Raw genomic sequence first — 24,177 nt, 5'->3', positions numbered from 1 at the left:
GTTATTTCCGATTTTAGCCTAGAAAATAGAAATGAAAACTTAAAAAACTATCTTAAGTTTCTAAAAAAGTTGCATCGCGAATAGGTCGCAGCATAATTCAATAGCACCTGAACCTAAAACTCTAGCATAGATACTTAGTGAACAGAAAACAGAGGTGTTTCCCGATCCGGAAACAGTTGCATTAACGTTTTTAGCTTTCAAATTGCTGGCGTCTATGTCGCCGGAACCGTTTAGAATACTAGTTAAATTTTCTGTTACTCCAGTTAGCTTTAGGTCTCCAGAACCGCTTAAATTAGCCTCAATATCATTTGATTCTACTTCTAATTTCATGTCACCTGACCCAACTAATTTAACCGAAAATGAATTTGATTGGATGCGGTTTTTAGAGGTGATATCTCCAGAACCGGTTAAAGAAATCATATTAATACTTTCTACAGGTACAATAATAACTATTTGCTTCCCCTTGCTGGTGCTGACGTATGTGTTTTTTTGGGTATAAATTTTTAATTGGTGATCTATAACTTCAACTTTAATTAAAGGCAATAAATTTTCTTCTCCTTTTACCATTATACCTCCTTCTTTTCCTGATACTAACTCTACATCAAAAAAACCTGTCACTACAATGGCATCATAAGAGGCGGTTGTTCTCGTTTGAGTACTTACTTTTCCATTTCCTTTAAATTTTTCGCTAGACGACCATTGTGCATGAGTCACAGCCGTTATTAATAGGGCACAAGTGACAACTAATTGAATTGAATTTTTCATAATTTTGTTGGTTTATTGGTTAATTGCTTTTTTTGCTAATGTTGCAGTACCATAATCTCAGAGTATGGCTATATCACTTACTCCTCTCTCTTTATCATAACCGCTCTATTTCTTTGAGTTTAAAAATTCTTCATAGGAGTCGTTCTAAGTCATTGTAATGATTAAAGTTAGCATATTTTAAAACAATATTAAAATCAAAAGCAAAATTTAATTTGTTTTACTTTCAAATCGTTGAAAGTAAAACTATCTGAGCCATTAGTTTTTGTTTCCTCAATTTTATAATGTGTGGTATCAAAATCTTCTGTTTTGAATTGATTTTTTTTTTATAAAATCAATACTTGAGTTTACAACAATTCGATTTAACCAAGCGCCAAAAGAAACTTTTTGTTTGTTATCGTTTCTCTTCGAGAATGCCTTCAGAATACCATCTTCTGTATAATGGGCATCTTTAGCAATACGATACGTAACGCTATACATCGCTTTTGCATTGCGATTATAAACTTCGCACTGTGCTTTATGATTTTTTTTCTGGCAAAGCAAAATCAATTTTTCGATATTTTGATGGTTTAAACTCAAACAGTTGATCGTGATTTGAAATAAATACGTGTTATTTAGGTCCCTGTTTCACTTTTATAAAAATAAAACTAAATTTTAATTTTATGTAATCACGAATAGTTTTAGTTCTTGTTACAGTTGGGTTTTAAATAACACTTTATTATAAAAAATAGAATTAATACAGTTTATTTTGGCACAAAGATTGACTCTTTTACGGTTATGCAAATTTTGAAAATTAAAGATTGTTTTTATCTACAAAGACTCTTTTGAAATCCTATATTTGCTTAAAGGATTAATTTTTTAATGACAAAAAGACTTAAATAATACTATGTCAAATCATAAAATACTTACTATTGACAATCTGTCACTTCAGGAATTTGATTCGGAAGCAGATTTAATTCCACTTTTGACTCCAGAGGACGAGGAGGAAATGAATAATGAGGCATTACCAGAATTATTAGCGATCTTGCCATTGCGAAATATGGTTTTATTTCCAGGTGTTGTCATACCAATTACAGCAGGACGAGATAAATCAATCAAATTAATAAATGATGCCAACGCAGCGGGTAAAACTATTGGTGTTGTTGCTCAAATTAATGAGGAAGATGAAGATCCAACTAAAGCAGATATACATAAAATAGGGACTGTGGCTCGTATTTTACGAGTACTAAAAATGCCGGACGGAAATATTACTGTAATTCTTCAGGGTAAAAAGCGTTTCGAAATTGATACTGTATTAGAGGAACTACCTTATTTAACAGCAAAAATTAAAGAGGTTCCTGAAAAGCGACCGAAAAAAAATGATACCGAGTTTGTAGCTATTCTAGATTCTGTCAAAGAATTAGCCATTCAAATTATTAAAGAAAGTCCAAACATTCCTAGCGAAGCAACCTTTGCCATCAAAAATATCGAAAGTCAATCTTTCTTGATTAATTTTGTTACTTCAAACATGAATTTATCAGTTAAAGAGAAACAAGATTTATTAGCGATTAATGAATTAAAAGAGAGAGCTTTAGAGACGTTGCGTTATATGAATATTGAGTTGCAAAAACTCGAATTGAAAAATGATATTCAGTCCAAAGTTCGTTTCGATTTAGACCAACAACAACGCGAATATTTCCTGCACCAGCAGATGAAAACCATTCAGGAAGAGTTAGGTGGTGTTTCTCAAGAAGAGGAAATTGAGGAAATGGTACAGAAGTCTTTGACCAAGAAATGGGATGAGAAAACCAAAAAGCATTTTGATAAAGAATTGTCAAAAATGCGTCGTATGAATCCACAAGCACCCGATTTTGGTATCCAAAGAAACTATTTAGAGTTGTTCTTAGATTTGCCTTGGAACGAGTATTCTAAAGATATTTTTGACTTAAAACGTGCTCAGAAAATATTAGATAGAGATCATTTTGGGCTTGAAGATGTGAAGAAAAGAATGATAGAACATTTGGCAGTTTTAAAATTGCGAAATGATATGAAATCGCCAATCATTTGCTTGACAGGTCCTCCTGGAGTAGGTAAAACCTCTATAGGGCGTTCTATTGCAGAAGCGCTTGGCAGAGAATATGTGCGTATTTCATTGGGAGGTTTACGCGATGAATCTGAGATTCGTGGACATAGAAAAACGTATATTGGTGCTATGCCAGGGCGAATTATCCAGAGCTTAAAAAAAGCGGGAACATCAAATCCTGTTTTTGTTTTGGATGAAATCGATAAATTATCAAATAGTAATCAAGGTGATCCATCATCGGCATTATTGGAAGTTTTAGATCCAGAGCAAAACAATTCATTTTATGATAATTTCCTTGAAATGGGATATGACTTATCAAAAGTGATGTTTATCGCAACTTCAAATACGATGTCCTCCATTCAGCCGGCCTTAAGAGATAGAATGGAAATTATCAAAATGTCAGGATACACTATTGAAGAAAAGGTAGAAATTGCACGTCAGCATTTGTTTCCAAGACAATTGAAAGAACATGGTTTGACGACCAAAGATTTGACCATTGGAAAAAAACAATTAGAAAAAATTGTTGAAGGATATACACGTGAATCTGGTGTTCGTGGTTTAGAAGCTAAAATTGCTCAAGTAATCCGTAACGCAGCGAAATCAGTTGCGATGGAAGAAGAATATAACAAAAAAGTTACGGACGAGGATATCATAAAAACGCTTGGTGTTCCAAGATTAGAAAGAGACAAATACGAGAACAATGATGTTGCCGGTGTGGTAACTGGTTTGGCTTGGACATCTGTTGGGGGTGACATTCTTTTTATTGAATCGTTGCTTTCTCCTGGAAAAGGAATCATGACTATTACCGGAAATTTAGGTACAGTCATGAAAGAATCGGCTACAATTGCTTTGGAATATATTAAGGCCAATGCAAAACTTTTAGGATTAAATTCAGAGATACTTTCTAAATATAATATTCACCTGCACGTTCCAGAAGGAGCTACTCCAAAAGACGGTCCAAGTGCCGGAATTGCAATGTTGACGTCATTAGTTTCGTTGTTTACACAAAAACGAGTGAAGAAAAACTTAGCGATGACAGGAGAAATCACGTTGCGCGGAAAAGTGTTGCCAGTAGGCGGAATCAAGGAAAAGATTTTGGCAGCCAAAAGAGCGAATATCAAAGAAATTATTTTGTGTCATGAAAATAAGAGTGATATTGATGAAATAAAACCGGAATATCTGGAAGGACTTTCTTTTCATTATGTAAAAGAAATGAGCGATGTATTAAAATTTGCTTTGACTGATCAGAAAGTAAAAAACGCGAAGGATTTGTAATAAAATACAACTCAGAAATACCTAAAATCCAAATTTCAAAACTTGATTATCAAGAGATGGAATTTGGATTTTTTATTTATAATTACGAGTTTTAAATTTGCCATTTATTGTATTTATAATTTTATCTTCGCAGTTGCGTTTTTATTTTACACCCACTGCAATTTAAAGCATGTTAAAAAAACTTCTATTATACTGTTTCCTGATTATTTGTACTGTTTCTTATAGTCAAATAGGAGGGAAATATACCTATCAGTTTTTGAATTTGGTGACTTCGCCAAGACAGGCAGCTTTAGGCGGAAAAGTAATCACGATTTATGATGATGACGTCAATCAAGCGCATTTTAATCCTGCAACCATAAATGCTGAAATGGACAATCACTTGGCTTTAAATTATGGGAGTTATTTTGGGGAAGTGACGTATGGAACTGCTTCTTATGCGTACACTTATGACCGTCATTTACAAACTTTTCAGGCTGGGGTAAATTATGTAAATTATGGCAATTTTGAAGGCTTTGATGAAAATGGTCAACCTACATCGGCATTTACCGGTAGCGAAATTGCGCTTTCCTTTGGCTATGCCTACAATATTCCTTACACTGATATTCACATAGGAGCGAGTGCAAAACTGATTTCTTCCAGTTTGGAAACCTATCATTCTTTTGGCGGAGCTTTAGACATTGGTGCTTTGTTTATTGATGAAAGAAACGATGTAAACTGGGCGTTAGCAATACGGAATATCGGAACTCAGTTTTCAACTTATAATGGTACAAATGAGAAACTACCGTTGGAAATTATTGCTGGTGTTTCACAGGAATTAGAAAACGTTCCTATTCGGTGGCACCTTACCTTAGAAAATTTACAGCAATGGAACATTGCTTTTTCAAATCCAGCCAGAGCAGAATCCTCTTTTGATGGAGAATCCACCGAAGAAAAAGTGTCCTTTATTAATAATGCATTACGACATGTAATTGTGGGTGTTGAACTCTTTCCTAAAAAAGCGTTTAATCTGCGGCTCGGTTATAATTTTAGAAGAGCCGAAGAATTGCGACTTTTAGAACAACGAAACTTCTCAGGTGTCTCTCTCGGTTTTGGACTTAAAATGAATAAACTGAAATTCAATTATTCGTATTCCAGATATACATTAGCCGGAAATACAAGTCTTTTTGGGTTAACAGTGAACTTTCAATAATAATTTTGATATAACATAGAACTTTAAATATTACATTTTGAATAAAAAAATTACTATCGCAATAGATGGATTTTCATCTACCGGAAAAAGTACTTTGGCCAAGCAACTCGCTAATAATTTAGGATACGTATACGTTGACACTGGAGCGATGTACCGTGCCGTTACATTTTTTGCGATGCAAAATGGCTACATAAATGCGGATTCTTTTGATAAACAAACATTGATAAACAGCTTGCCAAATATACAATTGCACTTCAAATTTAATGCGGATTTGGGTTTTGGCGAAATGTATTTAAATGATGTAAATGTAGAAACTGAAATCAGAACGATTGAAGTATCTCGTTTTGTTAGCAAAGTAGCTGAAGTTTCAGAAGTTCGTGCCAAATTAGTAGAACAGCAGAAAGAAATGGGAAAAAATAAAGGTATCGTCATGGATGGAAGGGACATAGGAACCGTAGTTTTTCCCAATGCCGAGCTCAAAATTTTCATGACAGCCAGCGCAACTACAAGAGCAAAAAGACGTTACGATGAGCTTGTCCAAAAAGGAGATAAGGTGACCTTTGAAGAAGTACTAAAAAATGTAGAAGAGCGAGATCACATTGATACACATCGGGAGGATTCTCCTTTAGTGATAGCGGAAGATGCTATTGAGATTGATAATTCACATTTGAATCGTGAGGAACAATTTGCACTTGTTTTAGATTTAGTAAACGATATGACTAAAACGTTATAATTATTTGCAGATTTCATTTTTAATAGTAGATTTACGCCTTGTAAATTTTTTAAAGTAAAAAAACAATTCATCTCATGGGAATTAAAAATAGATTGGTAATAATGAGTTTTCTTCAGTTTTTTGTTTGGGGAGCTTGGTTGATTACAATTGCAAATTATTGGTTTGGGACAATGCAATGGGATGGAACGCAATTTGGATTGGTTTTTGGTACGATGGGAATTGCTTCTTTGTTTATGCCAACACTAACGGGTATTATTGCTGATAGATGGATAAATGCTGAAAAATTATACGGAGCGCTACACATTTTATATGCAGCGGTTTTATTTTACATACCACAAGTTTCCACGCCCGAAACCTTTATTTACATTATGCTTTTGGCCATGTGTTTTTATATGCCAACAATTGCTTTGAGTAATTCTATTTCTTACACCGCTCTTAAGTTAAACAACAAAGATGTGATCAAAAATTTCCCTCCAATTCGGGTTTGGGGAACGGTTGGTTTTATAGTAGCCATGTGGATTACAAATTTAACGGGAAATAAAGCAACAGAATATCAGTTTTATATAGCAGGTTTAGCCGCTGTGGTATTGGGAATTTATTCCTTTACATTGCCAGAATGTAAGCCCCAACGTTTATCAAAAGAGAATGCGTCACTAATGGAAACATTAGGATTAGAGTCTTTCAAGTTGTTTGCCGATTATAAAATGGCTTTGTTTTTTATTTTCTCCATGTTTTTAGGTGGAGCATTGCAACTTACGAACGCCTATGGTGATGTTTTCTTAGATGAGTTTAAGCATTTTCCAAAATATGCCGATTCGTTTGTTGTGGAATATTCAACAATTATAATGTCAATTTCTCAAATTTCAGAGACCTTATTTATTCTTGCCATTCCTTTTTTTCTTAAACGTTTTGGTATTAAACAAGTGATGTTAATCAGTATGCTGGCTTGGGTACTTCGTTTTGGATTGTTTGCTTATGGAAACCCAACAACTGGTTTGTGGATGATTGTTATGTCATGTGTGGTTTACGGAATGGCTTTTGATTTCTTTAATATTTCAGGATCTTTATTTGTAGAAACCAACACAGATCCAAAAAACAGATCGTCAGCGCAAGGTTTATTCATGATGATGACTAATGGTTTTGGAGCCGTTTTAGGGAGTTTCACTTCTGGATGGGCGATCGATAAATATTTTACTAAATCATTTACTAATACAACGGACTTAGCTGGTTTTCTAGAAACAGAAACGACCAATTCGAAAATGTTAGAATTTGTTGCAAGCCAAGGCAATGCAATAGGAGCAGATGGCTTGTTTAGCAAAGCTATTTTAATGAAGGATTGGCATACGATCTGGTTGGCTTTTGCCATGTACGCGCTGGTCATTGCGATTGCATTCGCTGTTTTATTCAAGCACAAACACAATCCACTTGATGTCGAAAATATAAGTCACTAACAAACGGTAGAAAATATATAGAACCCGATAACTGAAAATAGGTATCGGGTTTTTTTGTGTTGAAAAACCAATTGAAGTTTAATAGCCCCGAGTGAAGCGGCATCCTTTTATTGATTTTTCAGCCTTTTGAAGGATGGAAAATCAAGAAAAGATAGAGCGGAAAGCGGGAGAAGATTTGTTAAAAACCACTAAAAGTTGTGCTCCTAGTAATCAATCGATTATCTTACTTGTAAAGTTTTGTTGTTTAACATAAATGTGTTACTTTTGCAGTCCTTTTGGTGAATAAGAGTTTCCTCTAGGGTTCAATTAATTATACAAACAACTTCTGCTGTTTTCTGGCACATCAAGAAACTCGAGAGAATACAGAATACAAATTTTTAATCAGCATGTCTGAACAAGTAAAATCACAAGAAGAGTTTTTAGCAAATTTTAACTGGCACAACTTTGAAGAAGGTATTGATGCAGTTGATCAAAAAAACTTACAAGAATTCGAAGAACTAGTTTCAAAAACATTTATCGCTACGGATCAAGAAGAAGTGGTTGATGGTACAGTTGTTAGAATTACAGATAGAGACGTTATCGTTGATATCAACGCGAAATCGGAAGGTGTTATTTCATTGAACGAATTCCGTTACAACCCAGCATTAAAAGTAGGTGATACTGTTGAAGTATTAATTGACATCCGTGAGGATAAAACAGGTCAATTAGTATTATCTCACAGAAAAGCACGTACTATCAAATCATGGGATAGAGTTATTTCGGCTAACGAAACAGGTGAAATCGTTAATGGTTTTGTTAAATGCAGAACTAAAGGTGGTATGATCGTTGACGTTTTCGGAATTGAAGCGTTCTTACCAGGATCTCAAATTGATGTTAAGCCAATTAGAGATTACGATGTATACGTAAACAAAATGATGGAATTCAAAGTTGTGAAAATTAACCACGAATTTAAAAACGTAGTTGTATCTCACAAAGCGCTTATTGAAGCGGATATCGAAATCCAGAAAAAAGAAATCATCGGTCAATTACAAAAAGGACAAGTATTAGAAGGTGTTGTTAAAAACATTACTTCTTATGGTGTCTTTATTGACTTAGGTGGAGTTGATGGATTGATTCACATTACTGACCTTTCTTGGTCAAGAATCAACCACCCATCTGAAGTTCTTGAATTAGATCAAAAATTAAACGTTGTAATCCTTGATTTCGATGATGAGAAAACAAGAATTCAATTAGGATTGAAACAATTAAACGCGCACCCTTGGGATGCTCTTGATGCTAAATTATCAATTGGAGACAAAGTAAAAGGTAAAGTAGTTGTAATCGCTGATTACGGTGCTTTCATCGAAGTTGCTGAAGGTGTTGAAGGTTTAATCCACGTTTCTGAAATGTCTTGGTCTACTCATTTACGTTCTGCTCAAGATTTCGTAAAAGTAGGTGATGTTGTTGAAGCAGTTATCTTAACATTAGATAGAGATGACCGTAAAATGTCATTAGGTATCAAACAATTGTCTCAAGATCCTTGGACTGATATCACTTCTAAATATCCTGTAGGTTCTAAACATTCAGGTATCGTTAGAAACTTTACAAACTTTGGAATTTTCGTAGAATTAGAAGAAGGAATTGATGGATTAATTTACATTTCTGACTTATCTTGGACTAAGAAAATCAAACACCCATCTGAATTTGTAAATGTTGGTGAAAAACTTGATGTAGTAGTATTAGAATTAGATGTTGATGGACGTAAATTATCTTTAGGTCACAAACAAACTACTGCTAATCCTTGGGATCAGTATGAAGGTTCTTTCGCTGTAGGAACTATCCACAACGGTGAAATTTCTGAAATTGTTGACAAAGGAGCTACTGTAGAATTTGGAGATGATATCGTTGCTTTCATTCCTACTCGTCACCTTGAAAAAGAAGACGGTAAGAAATTGAAAAAAGGTGAAACTGCTGATTTCAAAGTAATCGAATTCAATAAAGAATTTAAAAGAGTAGTTGCCTCTCACACTGCAATCTTCCGTGAAGAAGAAGAGAAAAATGTGAAAACTGCTACTGAAAACACTTCATCTAACTCTTCTACAAATGCACCAGCTGCAACTTTAGGAGACAACAATGATATGTTAGCTGCATTGAAAGCTAAAATGGAAAAATCAGAGAAAAAATAATTTCTTGAAATTTTTTAAATAGTAAAGCCCCACAGCAATGTGGGGCTTTTTTTTGCTTTATAAATTGGTGTTTTACTATTTAGGAGCACCATAATTGATTTTCATTTCACTATTCCTCCCGCTTTTCGCAGTATCTTTTCATTGTGCAGAACATCTAACTTACAATAGAAAATTATAAAAGCACAATAAAAAGGATACTTGCTTCAATCAGGGCTAGTTTACACGTTCTATCTGCATCAGGCTATTAAAAAAATAATGTTTTTATTTTACTGACAATCAATTATTTATAAATTATTTTAATTTTTTTAAAACCAAATCTACTCTTTGTGCGTAAATGCTTTTATATAACTTTAAAAAATAGATTATTATGAAAACTAGAAAATTTTTATCGATTGCATTTATGGCATTAGTATTTGGAGCTACTTCTTTTGCTCAAAAAACAGTAATGGTTGGTGGAGCAGCAATGTACCCTTCAAAAAATATTGTTGAAAATGCAGTAAACTCTAAAGATCACACTACGCTTGTTGCAGCCGTTAAAGCCGCAGGATTAGTAGAAACATTACAAAGTAAAGGACCTTTTACAGTTTTTGCACCAACAAATGCTGCTTTTGCTAAATTACCAATGGGAACTGTTGAAACGTTATTGAAACCTGAAAACTTAAAAATGTTGCAAACAATCCTTACCTACCATGTAGTTGCAGGAAAAATGAACGCTTCTGATATAGCAAAAGCTATTAAAAAGGGAAAAGGTAAAGCAACTTTGAAAACGGTTAGCGGTGGAACACTTACGGCTTGGATGAAAGGTAAAAACTTATATATTACTGATGAGAATGGTGGAAAATCTAAAGTTACAATCGCAGATGTAAACCAATCGAATGGTGTGATTCACGTTGTTGATGCTGTGGTATTGCCTAAAAAATAATTTAAAATTAGAGGTTGATATTTTGTTAGTCTTAAAAGCTCTACTACTAGTAGGGCTTTTTTGTATAAAAAAATTCCCAATTCTAAATCTAGAATTGGGAATTAATATTTTAAATAAAGGGCTATTATCGTAAGCTAGCTCCAAGTTCAGTTTCAAAATTCTTTTGCAACTTGCTCATAATTTTATCAATTTGAACATCTGTCAATGTTTTTGAATGGTCCTGAATAGTGAAACTCAACGCATACGATTTTTTTCCTTCGGGAAGATTTTGTCCTTCGTACACATCAAATAAATTAATGTCTTTTAACAGTGCTTTTTCCGTTTGACAGGCAATCGTGTAAATGCGATCATAAGTTACACTTTGGTCAATCAATAAAGCCAAATCTCTGCGAACTTCTGGATATTTAGGAATTTCAGTGTATTTTATTTTGCTTGAAAGTAATTTCAAAATTAAGTTCCAATTAAAATCTGCATAAAACACTTCCTGTTTGATTCCAAAATGTTTTAAAATTGATTTTTTTACGACTCCTAATTCTACTAGAATTTCGTTTCCAACGCTAATCGCAATCCCTTCAGAAAACACATCTGAAGTTACTGGTACATTTTGTGTTTTTTGAATGCCCAAACGAGAAAGAATTCCATTTGCAAACCCTTTAAATAAAAAGAAATCGGATGGTTTTTGAGTTGCTGTCCAGTTTTCCTGATTTCTGCTACCAGTAAGGAATAAGCTTAAATGCTTTTTTTCTTCATAACCGGCAAGGTAGTTATGGTATGTTTTTCCAAACTCGAATAATTTCAAATCGGCATTTTTACGATTGATATTATACGATACTGCTTCTAATCCTGAAAATAGCAAAGACTGTCGCATTGTTGACAAATCAGCACTTAAGGGATTTAACATTGTCACATTGTTTGTTGGATTCAAATCCTCTGAAAGTCCAACGTAGGATGCAGTAGTCAATGAATTTGCCATCATTTCATTGAATCCCTGAGAATTTAATTGGGTGGCAATCACATTTTGTATTTTGTAATCTTCGTTTCTAGGCGAATTAGAAACCGTAGCATTTAATTTTTTAGAAAAATTAATATTGTTGTAGCCATATACTCTTAATATTTCTTCTATAACATCTATTTCTCTTTGTACATCAACGCGATATGCAGGAATTGTTAATCCTAATCCAGCATCTGAGACACTATTTACTTTGATATCTAAAGAAACTAATATTTTTTTAATCGTATCTTTTGGTATTTCTTCCCCAATAATTTTTGCGACTTTACTAAAGTTTAAGAATACGCTGAAATCTTCTATTTTCTTTGGATAGACATTAAAAACGTCAGATGTAATTTCTCCACCTGCCACTTCTTGTATTAATAACGCAGCACGTTTTAAGGCATATTCCGTTATAGTAGGGTCAATTCCTCTTTCAAAACGGAAAGAAGCATCTGTATTTAATTGATGTCTTTTTGCAGTTTTACGAATACTTACCGGATTGAAATAAGCACTTTCTAAAAATATAGAATTGGTGCTTTCAGAAACTCCAGATTTTTTACCACCAAAAACACCGGCAATGCATAAAGGACCTTTTTCGTCACAAATCATTAAATCTTCTTCGTGTAAAGTTCTTTCAACATCATCAAGGGTAATGAATTTTGTGCCTGCAGGAAGCGTTTGCACTATTACTTTACCATTAATTTTTGCAGCATCAAAAGCATGGAGTGGTTGTCCTAATTCATGTAAAACATAATTAGTAACATCGACAATATTATTTTTTGGATTTAATCCAATTGCTTTCAATCTGTTTTGTAACCACGCAGGAGATGTTTTGACTTCGATCCCTGAAATAGTTACACCACAATAACGAGGGGCAAGTTTAGGTTCTTTTACATCGATGTCAATTTTCAAAGTTCTTTTATCTACTCTAAAATTACTAACTGATGGGGTAATTAATTCTACGTTTATACCACTTTGTAAAAGTCCAGCTCTTAAATCTCTAGCTGTTCCTAAGTGGCTCATGGCATCAGCACGGTTAGGAGTAAGTCCGATTTCAAAAACTTCATCATCTTCAATTTTAAAGACGGTTGCAGCAGGTGTTCCCGGTACTAAAGCATCGTCTAAAATCATAATGCCATCATGGCTTTCACCAAGACCAATTTCATCTTCTGCACAAATCATTCCGTGGCTTTCCTGTCCGCGTATTTTTCCTTTTTTTATCGAAAAAGCAACTCCTGCAGCATCATATAATGTAGTTCCGATGGTAGCGACCGGTACTTTTTGACCAGCAGCAACATTATTGGCACCACATACAATTTGTACTGGAATACCGTTGCCTAAATCTACGGTGGTTATTTTTAGTCTGTCAGCATCGGGATGTTGGACGCAAGTAAGAACATGCCCTACAACAATACCTTCTAATCCGCCTTTTACGGATTGGTATTTTTCTACTATTTCCACTTCTAGACCTAAGTCCGTAAGTAATGCAGCAGTTTCATCGGATTTCCAGTCTATTTTGATGAATTGTTTTAACCAGTTGTAAGATATTTTCATTTTATGTTTTTTTCAAGATTGCAAATATAAGGATTGCAGATTGGAGTAAGAAACAATTTTTTTTGTTTTTTATAATTGATTTGGAGTAGTAAGGACGTGTAGGAAATGTTAATTTGGCATTATTAAATATAAATAAATGTGAAATAAATAATAAAATTAGGTTAAAAAAACAGATAGTAAAATTTAATGCTATTAGTTGGATGATTAATGCTATTCTAATGATAAATAAGAAGCTAACTTTGAGTAAATCTAAAAATAAAACCAAATGGATAATGTAGTGCAAAGGCCTGAATTTAAGGCAAAATATGATAATTATATCGGCGGTAAATTTGTAGCACCAATAAATGGCGACTATTTTGACGTCGTTTCTCCTATAGATGGAAAAGTTTTTACGCAAGCTGCTCACTCTAGTAAGGAAGATGTAGCATTTGCTGTAGACAAAGCTTATGATGCTTTTCAAACTTGGGGAAAAACCTCTGCTACGGAACGCAGTAACTTATTGAATAAAATTGCTCAAGTTATCGAAGATAATTTGGAATACATTGCAACAGTTGAAACCATAGATAATGGAAAAGCGATACGGGAAACTTTAGCTGCAGATATTCCTTTAGCCATTGACCATTTTCGTTATTTTGCTGGTGTAATCAGAGCCGAGGACAGTTCAATTGCCGAATTGGATTCGCAAACTGTTTCTATAGCTTTGAGTGAGCCTTTAGGAGTAATTGCCCAAATTATTCCTTGGAATTTTCCAATTTTAATGGCAGTTTGGAAACTGGCTCCAGCTTTGGCGGCAGGAAATACGGTGGTACTAAAACCCGCAGAAAGTACTCCAATTTCTATTTTAGTATTGATGGAATTGATTGGGGATATTCTTCCTCCGGGAGTTATAAATATTGTGAATGGTTTTGGGGCCGAGTTGGGTAGAGCTTTGGTAACTAATAAAAAAGTGTCAAAAGCAGCATTTACTGGTTCGACTCCTACAGGTCGTTTAGTTATGCAATATGCTACTGAAAATATTATTCCAGTTACACTAGAATTAGGCGGAAAATCACCTAATATTTTCATGGAATCTGTTGGTGATGCTGATGATGATTTCTTTGACAAAGCAGTTGAAGGTGCTGTCATGTTTGCTCTAAACCAAGGTGAAATATGTACTTGTCCTTCCAGATTATTAGTACACGAAGCAATTTATGATAAATTTATTGCTAAAGTTATCGAAAGAACTGCTGCCATCAAGATGGGAAATCCGTTGGATAGAACGACGATGATGGGTGCGCAAACCTCTTTGGTTCAAAAAGAAAAAATACTTTCCTATATTAAACTAGGAAAGGAAGAAGGAGCTGAATTATTAACAGGAGGGGAAGAAAATCACATGGAAGGGGAATTAGCAGGAGGATATTATATCAAACCGACTCTTTTCAAAGGACACAACAAAATGCGTATTTTTCAAGAAGAAATATTCGGACCTGTTTTAGCCGTTACTACTTTTAAAACCACTGAAGAAGCAATTGCAATTGCAAATGATTCAATGTACGGTTTGGGAGCTGGACTCTGGACGCGCGATGCACACGAAATTTATCAGGTTCCAAGAGCGATTCAAGCGGGTCGTGTTTGGATAAACCAATACCATTCTTATCCAGCGGGAGCCCCGTTTGGAGGATATAAACAGTCTGGAATTGGCCGTGAGAATCATAAAATGATGCTAGCACATTACCAACAAACAAAAAACATGCTAATTTCTTACGATAAAAAGAAATTAGGTTTCTTTTAGAATGAATTATTAATTGAAAAAGGAAAGTGAAAGAGCTTTCTTTTTTTTTATAAATCTACATATTATGTTACCAAAAACAATGAAAGCTGCAGTGATTAGAGAATTTGGGTCACTTTTAAAGATTGAAGAAGTAGAAGTTAAACGTCCTGGTCGAAATGAAATTTTAGTAAAAGTAATAGCAAGTGGTGTTTGCCACACCGACTTACACGCCATTGAAGGGGATTGGCCAGTTAAACCAAAAATGCCATTGATTCCAGGACATGAGGGAGTAGGATATGTTGTAGCGGTAGGTCCAGATGTAAAGAATGTCAAAGAAGGGGATGCTGTTGGAGTGCCATGGTTGTATAGTGCTTGTGGTGGCTGTGATCAATGTATTACTGGTTGGGAAACATTGTGTGACACTCAGCAAAATGGAGGGTACAGTGTAGATGGTAGTTTTGCCGAATATGTGATTGCCGATGCACGATACGTTGGGCATTTACCTTCGAATGTGAATTTTTTGGAGATGGCACCTATCCTTTGCGCAGGGGTTACTGTTTATAAAGGATTAAAAGAAACGGAAGTTAAACCAGGGGAATGGGTAGCTATTTCGGGAATAGGTGGTTTAGGTCACGTTGCGGTCCAATATGCAAAAGCTATGGGAATGCATGTTGCCGCCATTGATATTGCGGATGATAAATTAGAGTTAGCAAAAAAATTAGGCGCTGATTTAGTAATAAATGCTAAAAATCAAAATCCTGGAGAATTTCTTAAAAAAGAAGTTGGTGGAATGCACGGAGCCTTAATTACGGCTGTTTCTCCTATCGCCTTTAAACAAGGATTAGAAACCTTAAGAAGAAAAGGAACCATGGCCCTGAACGGACTTCCTCCTGGAAATTTTGATTTGTCGATTTTTGATACAGTATTAAATAGAATTACAATTCGGGGTTCTATTGTAGGAACACGAAAAGACTTACAGGAAGCGATTCAATTTGCGGTGGAAGGAAAAGTCAAAGCAACCGTTACATCAGCAAAGTTAGAAGATGTAAATGATGTTTTTGACAAAATGAAAAAAGGACAAATTGAAGGACGTGTTGTACTTGAAATTGCCAAGCAATAATATAAATTAGTAAAACAGAAAATTTGTGTTCGCATAAGTTTTCTGTTTTTATCAATACCAATAAAAAGATGGTAAAAAGAATTGACGCCACCGAAAAGGCAATAGCATTAATAAACATTTTGCAGGCAAAACACGGAGATTTAATGTTTTATCAGGCCGGCGGTTGTTGTGAAGGAACGCAACCACAATGTTTTGAAAAAGGAGGTTTTTATCAAAGACTGGGCGATGTATGCATTGGTTTAGTCGAAAATACGGAGTTTTGGGTAGACAAGGATTTATTTGAATACTGGAAACATGCACATTTTACTTTAGATGTAATTGATGCTTTTGGAGTAGGAGGATTTTCATTAGAAACCCCGTTAAAAAAAACATTCCGAATCGAATATCGCATTTTTACTCCAGAAGAAGAACAATCGCTTGAACCTGTTACTTATATTGAATAATTTAATTTACGCACAATAACTGGTATTGTTTGGGCGTAATACCTTCATGTTTCTTGAATAAGCGAATAAAGTAATTACAATCCTCAAAACCAGACATGTGACAAACTTCATTAATTTGAATCGTAGGATTTTGGAGTAATTGTTTAGCACATCTCATTTTTTCATTAATTACAAATTCAATTGGGCTCATCCCTAATTCTTTTTTGAAAAATCGATAAAAAGAAGTTGTGCTCATGCATGCTTTTTCACTCAAATGTTTCATGTTAAAGTTTTCTTTCAAATTCAACCGGATGAAGGCTACAACGTCGGTAATAGGATTCTTTGGATCTATAAAAAGTCCATCTTCAATTGCTTTGACAGTTTGAGTTTGAATAATGCGAATCAATAATTCCTGCAAAGTCAAGTCGGCCAAAACATCTTTGGTTATTGAAGTACTCATACATTCTTTTATCAATTTAGTAATGGTTGTGGCTAATGCTGCATTGTTATAAAAGAAATAGTTCTGGTAATTTAATTGCCAGAATTGATCATTTCCCTCTTTTGGATAGCGCTCATTCAAAAATTGTAAGGTATCAGTTATTTTTTTTTGGTCTATCGCCAAAGCCAAACATTGGGTAGGATTGTTTTTAGAAGCCTCTGGAAAATCAATTTTCATTTCCACATTCGAAGGAATCACTACAGTTTCTCCTGGTAGATATACAAAGCTCGGATCATCAAAAAGGTGCATTACTTTTTTGCCTCGCAACATGCTGGTTACTACTAAATCATTGAATTTTAAAGGAACTAATGTCGAAGATTCGTAGGTTTCAAAAAGATTGAGTTCACAATGGTTCAAGGAATAAACAGTTCTATTTTCTACTAATGTTTTTAATGATTTCTCGTTGGAGAGGTGCGGAGGTTGTATAAAAGCGCGGTTACTATTCATAGATCTAAACTTTAAAAAGTCAAAGCTTAAATTTAATGAAAATAATTAGAATGATAGTGGTGTTTAACAAAATTTAAATTAACTCTTCAACATGTTTTTTAATGTTTTCTGCCATTTTCCTAGTTGGTAAATCATTAGCATCAGTTCCAAACGGATCTTCGATTTCTTCAGCAATAAGCTCTAAACTCGCTAAAACATAAAAAATAAATACGACTACTGGAATTACATAATAACCAAGGCTAAAGACATATCCAAAAGGCAAAGTAAGAACATAAATAAAAATAAATTTTTTTATAAAAGCACTGTAAGAATAGGGTATAGGCGTGTTTTTTATTCGTTCACAAGCCCCGCAAATATCTGTAAAAGATTGTATTTCAGTATTCAAAATAATCAATTGGTCTCCTGTAATTTTCTTGGAAACATATAAATCATTAATTTTTTGAAATAATATTTTGGCTACCTGATTGGGTTTGTGTTTGTGATGATCAATTTCTAAATCGACATCATCAAACAATTGTCTTCCCGTATCACTATCATTTAGATGTTTATGTAAAATGGAGGCATAACTGGGAATCACTTTGCGAAAAAAATTACGGTCTTTTTCATCCTGCAATATGATTGATAATTTGATTGCTAAATTCCGACTGTTATTTACTAGTCCGCCCCATAATTTTCTGCCTTCCCACCATCTATCATAGGCAGTGTTGGTACGATAAGCTAACAATAAGGAGATTACGAAACCTAACATTCCGTGCATTATTGAAATATTTTTGACATGGCTACTATCTGGTAAATGCCAATATTCAATCTCTAAATAGCCAATTCCACCAGAATAAATTCCGATAATAACCATCATTGGTATCAGTTTTCGAAAGGTGTCCCCTTTGCTTAATTGGAAAATAAAACTGATCCAGTCTTTGGGATTATACGAAGTCATTCTAAATTTTTATTTACAAAAGTATATTAAAAAATTAAATTGCCAGCTAATTCACGAAGTGCAATTTCAGATAATTTACCTTGAAATTGAGCGTTGCTGTAGCGCACTTTGGCATTCACATAATTCAATTGTGCCGTTCTGAATTCTAACGTGGTAATGGTTCCAATTCGAAATTTGTCTAAAGTAATATTTAAATTTTGTTTGGCAATTGACTCATTTTTTTCTTCTAAACCAATCAATTCTAAATTAGTCAAATACGTTTGATAAGAAGTAGATAATTGTGAATTTAGTGCTAAATTTTGCTGATCTATGCTCAATTTAGAGTTTTCAATAAGAATCTTGGCGATTTTTTCATTTCGATTTTGTGCAAAACCATCAAATAGATTCAAAGAAGCACTAAAACCATAATTAAAACCTCTGGATTGGGATTGCGTTACAAAACCAAGACTGGATTGACTTTCTGAAAAATTGTAGGCAGTATTTACTCGAATTGTAGGATAACGTGCCGCTTTAATTTGCTTTAATTCTAATTCGGCCACTTTTTTATTAATAATTTGGGCTTCTAATTGTGGATTTTGTTTCTCCGCTAAAGCTTTGAGTTCTGGTAATAATAATAGGGAATCGACTTCCAGTACATCAATCACTTTAAAATCGGTGGAGACCTCTCTAGCCATTAACTGATTTAGTAAGATTTTGCTATTAGCATACAACTCTTTTTGTCTTAGCAAGGCTACTTGATCTGTATTCAAATCTACTTGTGCATTCAAAACTTCTAATTTAGATGCTTTTCCAATGGTAAATCTATTTTTAGCCAATGTCAAGCGCTGGTTGGAAATGACGATGGTTGTGTCCAATGCCGCCAATTGTTGTTGTTGTTGTACTAAATCGTAATATGCCGCATTCACATCGCTAATTCTTGTTATTAAGGTCAGCTTTAATTGTGCTTCGCCTAACTTTTGTAATTCTTTCAGCTGATCCATTCTGGCAAACATTCTTAGTCCATCAAAAATAGTCCAATCCAAGCCAACACCGTAGGTCAAATTATTATTTTTGGCATTATCTAACTCGTTTTCAGTACCATCCTGACGTGTTTGAGAACTATTCTGAATACTGTTATTATCTAAAACATTTGCGGTAACAGTGGGTAGCATTCCAGCATTTCCAATGGCCACGTTTGTTTTTTGAATGGTCAAACTGTTGGTAGCAATTTTTATTTCATAATTGTTTTCCAAGGCAATTTTTACCGCACTTTCTAGTGTTAAGACTTCTTGTGCATTGGTTTCAATTACACAAAAAAAGAGTAATATAAAGCTTTGCAATAGTATTTTAGAGTATGTCATATTTTTATTTTTTGACTGGGATTATTATTGTAAATGATTTATAATCCCAGACATCAGGGTTCCATTCATATTATTTAACTTCTTTCTCATATTCTTCAATATGGTCAAATTCAGGATAATGTTTACGAGCTTTCGACCACATTAAATACATGGCTGGTATTACAAATAAAGTTAAAACAAGCGAGAAAATAGTTCCCCCAACAATAACAACTCCCATTCCAATTCTACTGGTTGAGGCAGCTCCTAAGGATAAGGCAATAGGCAACGCACCCAGTGAAATTGCTAAACTTGTCATTAAAATCGGCCTCAATCTCGCTTCTGAAGCTTCTAAAATGGCTTCTAATTTTGGTTTGCCTTGTTCTCGAAGTTGGTTTGCAAATTCGACAATTAGGATTCCATTTTTGGTTACCAAACCAATAAGCATTACAGTTCCAATTTGGCTGAAAATATTCCACGTTTGGTCAAACAACCACAAGGAGAATAAAGCTCCTGCAACTGCCATTGGGACGGTCAGAATAATAATGAAAGGGTCAATAAAACTCTCAAATTGTGCTGCCAAAATTAAAAATATTAGCAATAAAGCCAATCCAAATGCGAAGGCAGTATTCGAACTACTTTCGACAAAATCCCTGGATTCTCCCCCTAAATCAGTTGTAAAGGTATCATCAAGAACTTTGGCTTTTATTTCGTTCATTGCATCAATTCCATCGCTGATACTTTTGCCTGGAGCAAGACCTGCAGAAACCGTTGCAGCCATATAACGGTTGTTGTGGTATAGTTGCGGCGGATTACTTTTTTCTTCGATGCTCACCACGTTATCCATTTGGATTAATTGTCCCATATTGTTTTTTACAAACATCGAGGTTAAATCCAATGGTTTTGAACGGTCTTTTTGGTCAAATTGTCCAATAACCTGATACTGTTTTCCATTCCTCATAAAGTATCCAAAGCGTTGTCCGCTCAAGGAAAGCTGCAATGTTTGTGCAATGTCAATCACGGATATTCCAAGACTTTCGGCTTTTTCCCTGTCAATGGTGACATTAACCTCAGGTTTATTAAATTTTAAATTTACATCACTAACTGCAAAGGTCGGGTTCTGACTCACCTCATCCATAAAAAGAGGAATTTTTTCTTCCAGTTTTTTAAAGTTGGGTGCTTGAATAATATATTGAATCGGTAATCCACCGCGTCGGTTTACTGCGATAGTTGGTTGCTCAATGACAGAGGTTTTTGCATCGGGATATTGCTTAGTCCACTTGGTTAATTTCTCTGCAATTTCTTTTTGAGAATCAGTTCTTTCATTGGGTTGAACTAATGATACGCGGATAAAACCACTGTTAACGGAAGAAGATCCAAAACCAGGGGAGGTAATTACCAACGCTACTTTTTTTCCGGGAATAGAGTCATCTACTAATTTTGATACATCTTGCATGAAGCGATCCGTGTATTCATAAGAAGATCCTTCCGGTGTGGTCATTCGCAATACAAAACCACTGCGATCATCATACGGTGCTGTTTCTTTTTGCAAAAGGTTAAAAAACAAATAGATTAACCCAAAACACGCAATAAGAATAGGGAAACTTAACCATTTTTTTTTCATAAAACTGCTTAAGGAACTGGCATAACCGCTATTTAATTTTTGAAAATAAGGTTCTGTTCGAATGTAGAATTTGGATTTCTTTTGTTCGCCACCTTTCATGAGATAGGCATTTAACATTGGGGTTAAAGTCAACGATACAAATGCCGAAATCAAAACGGCAGCACCAATGACGACTCCAAATTCCCGAAACAGTCGACCGACAAATCCTTCGAGGAAAATTACTGGAAGAAATACCGCTGCTAAGGTGATTGAAATTGAAATTACCGCAAAGAATATTTCGTTAGACCCTTTGATGGCTGCCTCGATTGGCGTCATGCCTTCTTCTACTTTTTTGAAAATATTCTCGGTGACTACAATTCCATCATCAACCACTAATCCTGTTGCCAGAACAATGGCTAATAATGTCAATACATTAATGGAAAAACCAAAAAGCCACATGATGAAGAACGTAGCAATCAATGAAACTGGAATATCAATTAGAGGTCTAAACGCAATAGCCCAATCCCTAAAGAATAAATAGATAATCAAGATTACCAAAATAATGGAAATCCCTAAGGTCTCAGCCACTTCAATAACTGATTTTTTTACAAAAATCGTATTGTCAATAGCAATATTTAGCTTGATGTCTTTTGGTAAATCCTTTTTTAATTTTTCAAATTCTTTATAAAAAGCAGTCGAAATATCTAAATAATTGGCCCCTGGTAGTGGCACAATTGCAACACCCACTAACGGTGCTCCAGATTGTGTCATTTTAGTTTCTGTATTTTCAGGTCCAAGAATTGCGGTTCCTACATCACTAAAACGTACTACTTTTTCCCCTTCAGAACGAATTATAATATTATTAAATTCGGCAGCAGTAGAAAGGTTTCCCACTGTTTTTACCGTTAATTCGGTATTATCACCGGTTAGTTTTCCGGACGGTAATTCAACATTTTGCTTGTTTAATGCATCTCGTACTTCAGAAACGGTACAGCCATACGAAGCCAGTTTTACTGGATCAATCCACAACCGCATCGCATATCTTTTTTGGCCCCAAATTTGGACACCACTCACACCAGGAATGGTTTCAAGCCTTTGTGAAATGACATTTTCAGCATAATCACTAAGCTCTAGTGCATTTCGTGTATCACTTTGAACGGTCATCGAAATAATGGCATCGCCATTGGCATCCGCTTTCGAAACTACTGGAGGAGAATCAATATCTTGTGGAAGGTTTCTAACGGCTTGTGATACTTTGTCGCGGACATCGTTAGCTGCATCCTCCAAATTTTTATCCAAATTAAATTCAATCGTAATGTTGCTGCTTCCTTGTGCGCTGGAAGAGGTCACATTTCTGATTCCGTCAATGGAATTGATCGCTTTCTCAAGCGGTTCCGTAATTTGGGATTCGATTATATCCGCATTTGCACCAGTATAATTGGTACGAATGGAAACTTGCGCAGGATCAATTGATGGAAACTCTCGAACGCCAAGAAAGGTGTATCCAATTAAACCAAACAAAACGATGGCTAAATTGATTACTATGGTAAATACAGGTCTTCTAATACTTGTTGTGGATAAACTCATTTAGATTTTAGATTTTTAATTGCTGATGTTAGACTTTAAATTGCTTTGCAGGAACTCAATATCTCAATCTATTTAATTGTAACAGTCACTGGAGTTTCGTTTTTTAAGGACATGACACCGCTGGTAATTACTGTGTCGCCTGCTTTTAAACCAGAAAGAACCAAGATGGTAGCATCTGTTCTCGTTGCCGTTTCTATCATTACTTCTTTGGCTTGACCATTTGAGGAAATGAAAACTTTTTTACCGTTTTGTATCGGGATAATGGCTTCAGTAGGAACTACTATAGCATCTTTTATAATGTCCAAAGGCAATTCGACATCTGCAAAAGTTCCTGGTAATAATTTACCTGTTTTATTATCTGCAATAGCACGAACTTGTAATGTTCTTGTTGCGATGGCTACTTCTGGTTCAATAGCGTACACTGTAGCGCTAAATTTTTCATCAGAACCTGCCACTTTAAAGGTGAGTGTCGTATTCGTTTTTACTTGGCTCGCATATTTTTCAGGTATCGAAAAAGTGATTTTTAGTTTTCCAGTATTTACTAATTTTGCTACCAATATCGCAGGTGTAATATAAGTCCCAGGTGAAATAGAACGCAATCCAATTCTACCAGAGAATGGTGCTCTAACAGATGTTTTTGCAATTTGCGCCTTTATCAATTGGCTTTGAGCTTGTGCCGATTTTAAGTCCGCTCTTGCTAAATCGTACTCTTCTTGACTGATGGCTTCTTTTTGCAAGAGCAGTTTGGCTCTTCTTTCGTTTTCCGAGGCTAGTCCTTCTCTAGTAGAAGTTTGTCTCAACTGCGCTCTTAACTCTAGATCATTTACCTTAAAAAGTACTTGTCCTTTACTCACGTTGCTTCCTTCCTTAAAATAAATACCTTCAACAATTCCAGAAACTTCGCTTCGGATTTCAACTTGTTCATTCGCTTCAATAGAACCAGAAAGGGATAAATTATTGTCAAAAGTTGCCGGTGTTGCCACAATTCCGTTTACGCTCATGGATTTGCCTTTTCCTTTGGAATCTTTAGCATCTCCTTCGCCACTTTTATTTTCTGTTATTCTGTAACCAATAAAGCCAATGATTCCAATAGTTAAAAAGGCATAAACTAAGTATTTAATTTTCATAAGTGTAATATAAAGTAGGATTAGGTTTCAGTATATATAGTTAAAAAACAAATTTAGGTTTTAGAAACGATATTTGTGATCATGTTGATTTTTATTTAACGTTTGTACATACAAATATTTAATTTCTATAGGTAATTTGATGCAAAACAATAAAATCATTGACCATAGGACTCCATAAAATAGCATTAGTTTAATCAACAATTGAAAAATAGTTTTTCCAAAAGGACTTATTGTAAAAATGAAATCAAATAAACGTATCAATTCG

General features: G+C 34.7%; 17 protein-coding genes. 9 read left to right on the top strand and 8 right to left on the bottom strand.

Going from position 1 to position 24,177, the window contains the following annotated elements:
* Positions 1-60 precede the first annotated feature (60 nt).
* Complete coding sequence (locus BUC11_RS08295; RefSeq protein ID WP_073353225.1) at positions 61-765, bottom strand: head GIN domain-containing protein; 705 nt, start codon at positions 763-765, stop codon at positions 61-63.
* 291 nt (positions 766-1,056) lie between these two features.
* Positions 1,057-1,242 (bottom strand): RNA polymerase sigma factor, encoded by a 186-nt coding sequence (locus BUC11_RS17365; protein WP_394332906.1) that lies wholly within the window; start codon positions 1,240-1,242, stop codon positions 1,057-1,059.
* Between the two features lie 406 nt (positions 1,243-1,648).
* Between BUC11_RS17365 and lon the strand changes: the two genes are divergently transcribed.
* From lon to BUC11_RS08260, 6 genes are all read left to right on the top strand, one after another.
* Positions 1,649-4,099 (top strand): endopeptidase La, encoded by a 2,451-nt coding sequence (gene lon / locus BUC11_RS08285; RefSeq protein WP_073353222.1) that lies wholly within the window; start codon positions 1,649-1,651, stop codon positions 4,097-4,099.
* Positions 4,100-4,268: 169 nt separating this feature from the next.
* Positions 4,269-5,288: a type IX secretion system protein PorQ gene (gene porQ, locus BUC11_RS08280; protein ID WP_073353220.1), complete on the top strand. Its 1,020-nt coding sequence runs from the start codon at positions 4,269-4,271 to the stop codon at positions 5,286-5,288.
* Between the two features lie 37 nt (positions 5,289-5,325).
* Positions 5,326-6,021 (top strand): (d)CMP kinase, encoded by a 696-nt coding sequence (cmk, locus tag BUC11_RS08275; RefSeq protein WP_073353219.1) that lies wholly within the window; start codon positions 5,326-5,328, stop codon positions 6,019-6,021.
* A gap of 74 nt (positions 6,022-6,095) precedes the next feature.
* Positions 6,096-7,472: a nucleoside permease gene (locus BUC11_RS08270; RefSeq protein WP_073353217.1), complete on the top strand. Its 1,377-nt coding sequence runs from the start codon at positions 6,096-6,098 to the stop codon at positions 7,470-7,472.
* Between the two features lie 386 nt (positions 7,473-7,858).
* Positions 7,859-9,637, top strand: coding sequence for a 30S ribosomal protein S1 (gene rpsA, locus BUC11_RS08265; protein WP_073353216.1), 1,779 nt, complete (start codon positions 7,859-7,861; stop codon positions 9,635-9,637).
* Positions 9,638-10,004: 367 nt separating this feature from the next.
* Complete coding sequence (locus BUC11_RS08260) at positions 10,005-10,559, top strand: fasciclin domain-containing protein (protein WP_073353214.1); 555 nt, start codon at positions 10,005-10,007, stop codon at positions 10,557-10,559.
* 124 nt (positions 10,560-10,683) lie between these two features.
* Here BUC11_RS08260 and pheT read toward each other — a convergent pair whose 3' ends face one another.
* On the bottom strand, positions 10,684-13,104 hold the full coding sequence (pheT, locus tag BUC11_RS08255) for a phenylalanine--tRNA ligase subunit beta (RefSeq protein WP_073353212.1): 2,421 nt from the start codon (positions 13,102-13,104) through the stop codon (positions 10,684-10,686).
* Positions 13,105-13,369: 265 nt separating this feature from the next.
* Between pheT and BUC11_RS08250 the strand changes: the two genes are divergently transcribed.
* The 3 genes from BUC11_RS08250 to BUC11_RS08240 all read left to right on the top strand — a co-directional run bounded on the left by BUC11_RS08250 (position 13,370) and on the right by BUC11_RS08240 (position 16,417).
* Positions 13,370-14,875, top strand: coding sequence for an aldehyde dehydrogenase family protein (locus tag BUC11_RS08250; RefSeq protein ID WP_073353211.1), 1,506 nt, complete (start codon positions 13,370-13,372; stop codon positions 14,873-14,875).
* A gap of 64 nt (positions 14,876-14,939) precedes the next feature.
* On the top strand, positions 14,940-15,974 hold the full coding sequence (gene adhP / locus BUC11_RS08245) for an alcohol dehydrogenase AdhP (RefSeq protein ID WP_073353209.1): 1,035 nt from the start codon (positions 14,940-14,942) through the stop codon (positions 15,972-15,974).
* Between the two features lie 68 nt (positions 15,975-16,042).
* A complete protein-coding gene (locus BUC11_RS08240; protein ID WP_073353208.1) occupies positions 16,043-16,417 on the top strand; it encodes a DUF779 domain-containing protein in 375 nt (124 codons plus the stop codon).
* A gap of 1 nt (position 16,418) precedes the next feature.
* On the opposite strand, the gene BUC11_RS08235 is transcribed toward BUC11_RS08240, so the two are convergent.
* The 5 genes from BUC11_RS08235 to BUC11_RS08215 all read right to left on the bottom strand — a co-directional run bounded on the left by BUC11_RS08235 (position 16,419) and on the right by BUC11_RS08215 (position 23,912).
* Positions 16,419-17,342 (bottom strand): AraC family transcriptional regulator, encoded by a 924-nt coding sequence (locus tag BUC11_RS08235; RefSeq protein ID WP_073353206.1) that lies wholly within the window; start codon positions 17,340-17,342, stop codon positions 16,419-16,421.
* 73 nt (positions 17,343-17,415) lie between these two features.
* The gene (locus BUC11_RS08230; protein WP_073353205.1) at positions 17,416-18,279 is read right to left on the bottom strand and encodes a bestrophin family protein; all 864 of its coding nucleotides are present in this window, start codon (positions 18,277-18,279) and stop codon (positions 17,416-17,418) included.
* A gap of 26 nt (positions 18,280-18,305) precedes the next feature.
* Positions 18,306-19,619, bottom strand: a complete 1,314-nt coding sequence (locus BUC11_RS08225) for a TolC family protein (protein ID WP_073353202.1) — start codon at positions 19,617-19,619, stop codon at positions 18,306-18,308.
* Between the two features lie 70 nt (positions 19,620-19,689).
* Positions 19,690-22,785 (bottom strand): efflux RND transporter permease subunit, encoded by a 3,096-nt coding sequence (locus BUC11_RS08220; RefSeq protein ID WP_073353201.1) that lies wholly within the window; start codon positions 22,783-22,785, stop codon positions 19,690-19,692.
* Between the two features lie 68 nt (positions 22,786-22,853).
* Positions 22,854-23,912 carry an efflux RND transporter periplasmic adaptor subunit gene (locus BUC11_RS08215; protein ID WP_073353199.1) on the bottom strand — a complete coding sequence of 353 codons (1,059 nt, stop codon included), beginning with the start codon at positions 23,910-23,912 and terminating at the stop codon, positions 22,854-22,856.
* Between the last annotated feature and the right edge of the window lie 265 nt (positions 23,913-24,177).

The sequence above is a fragment of the Flavobacterium xanthum genome, assembly GCF_900142695.1.
In the GTDB taxonomy this organism is placed as follows: domain Bacteria; phylum Bacteroidota; class Bacteroidia; order Flavobacteriales; family Flavobacteriaceae; genus Flavobacterium; species Flavobacterium xanthum.
This window is presented reverse-complemented; position numbering and strand designations above follow the sequence as displayed.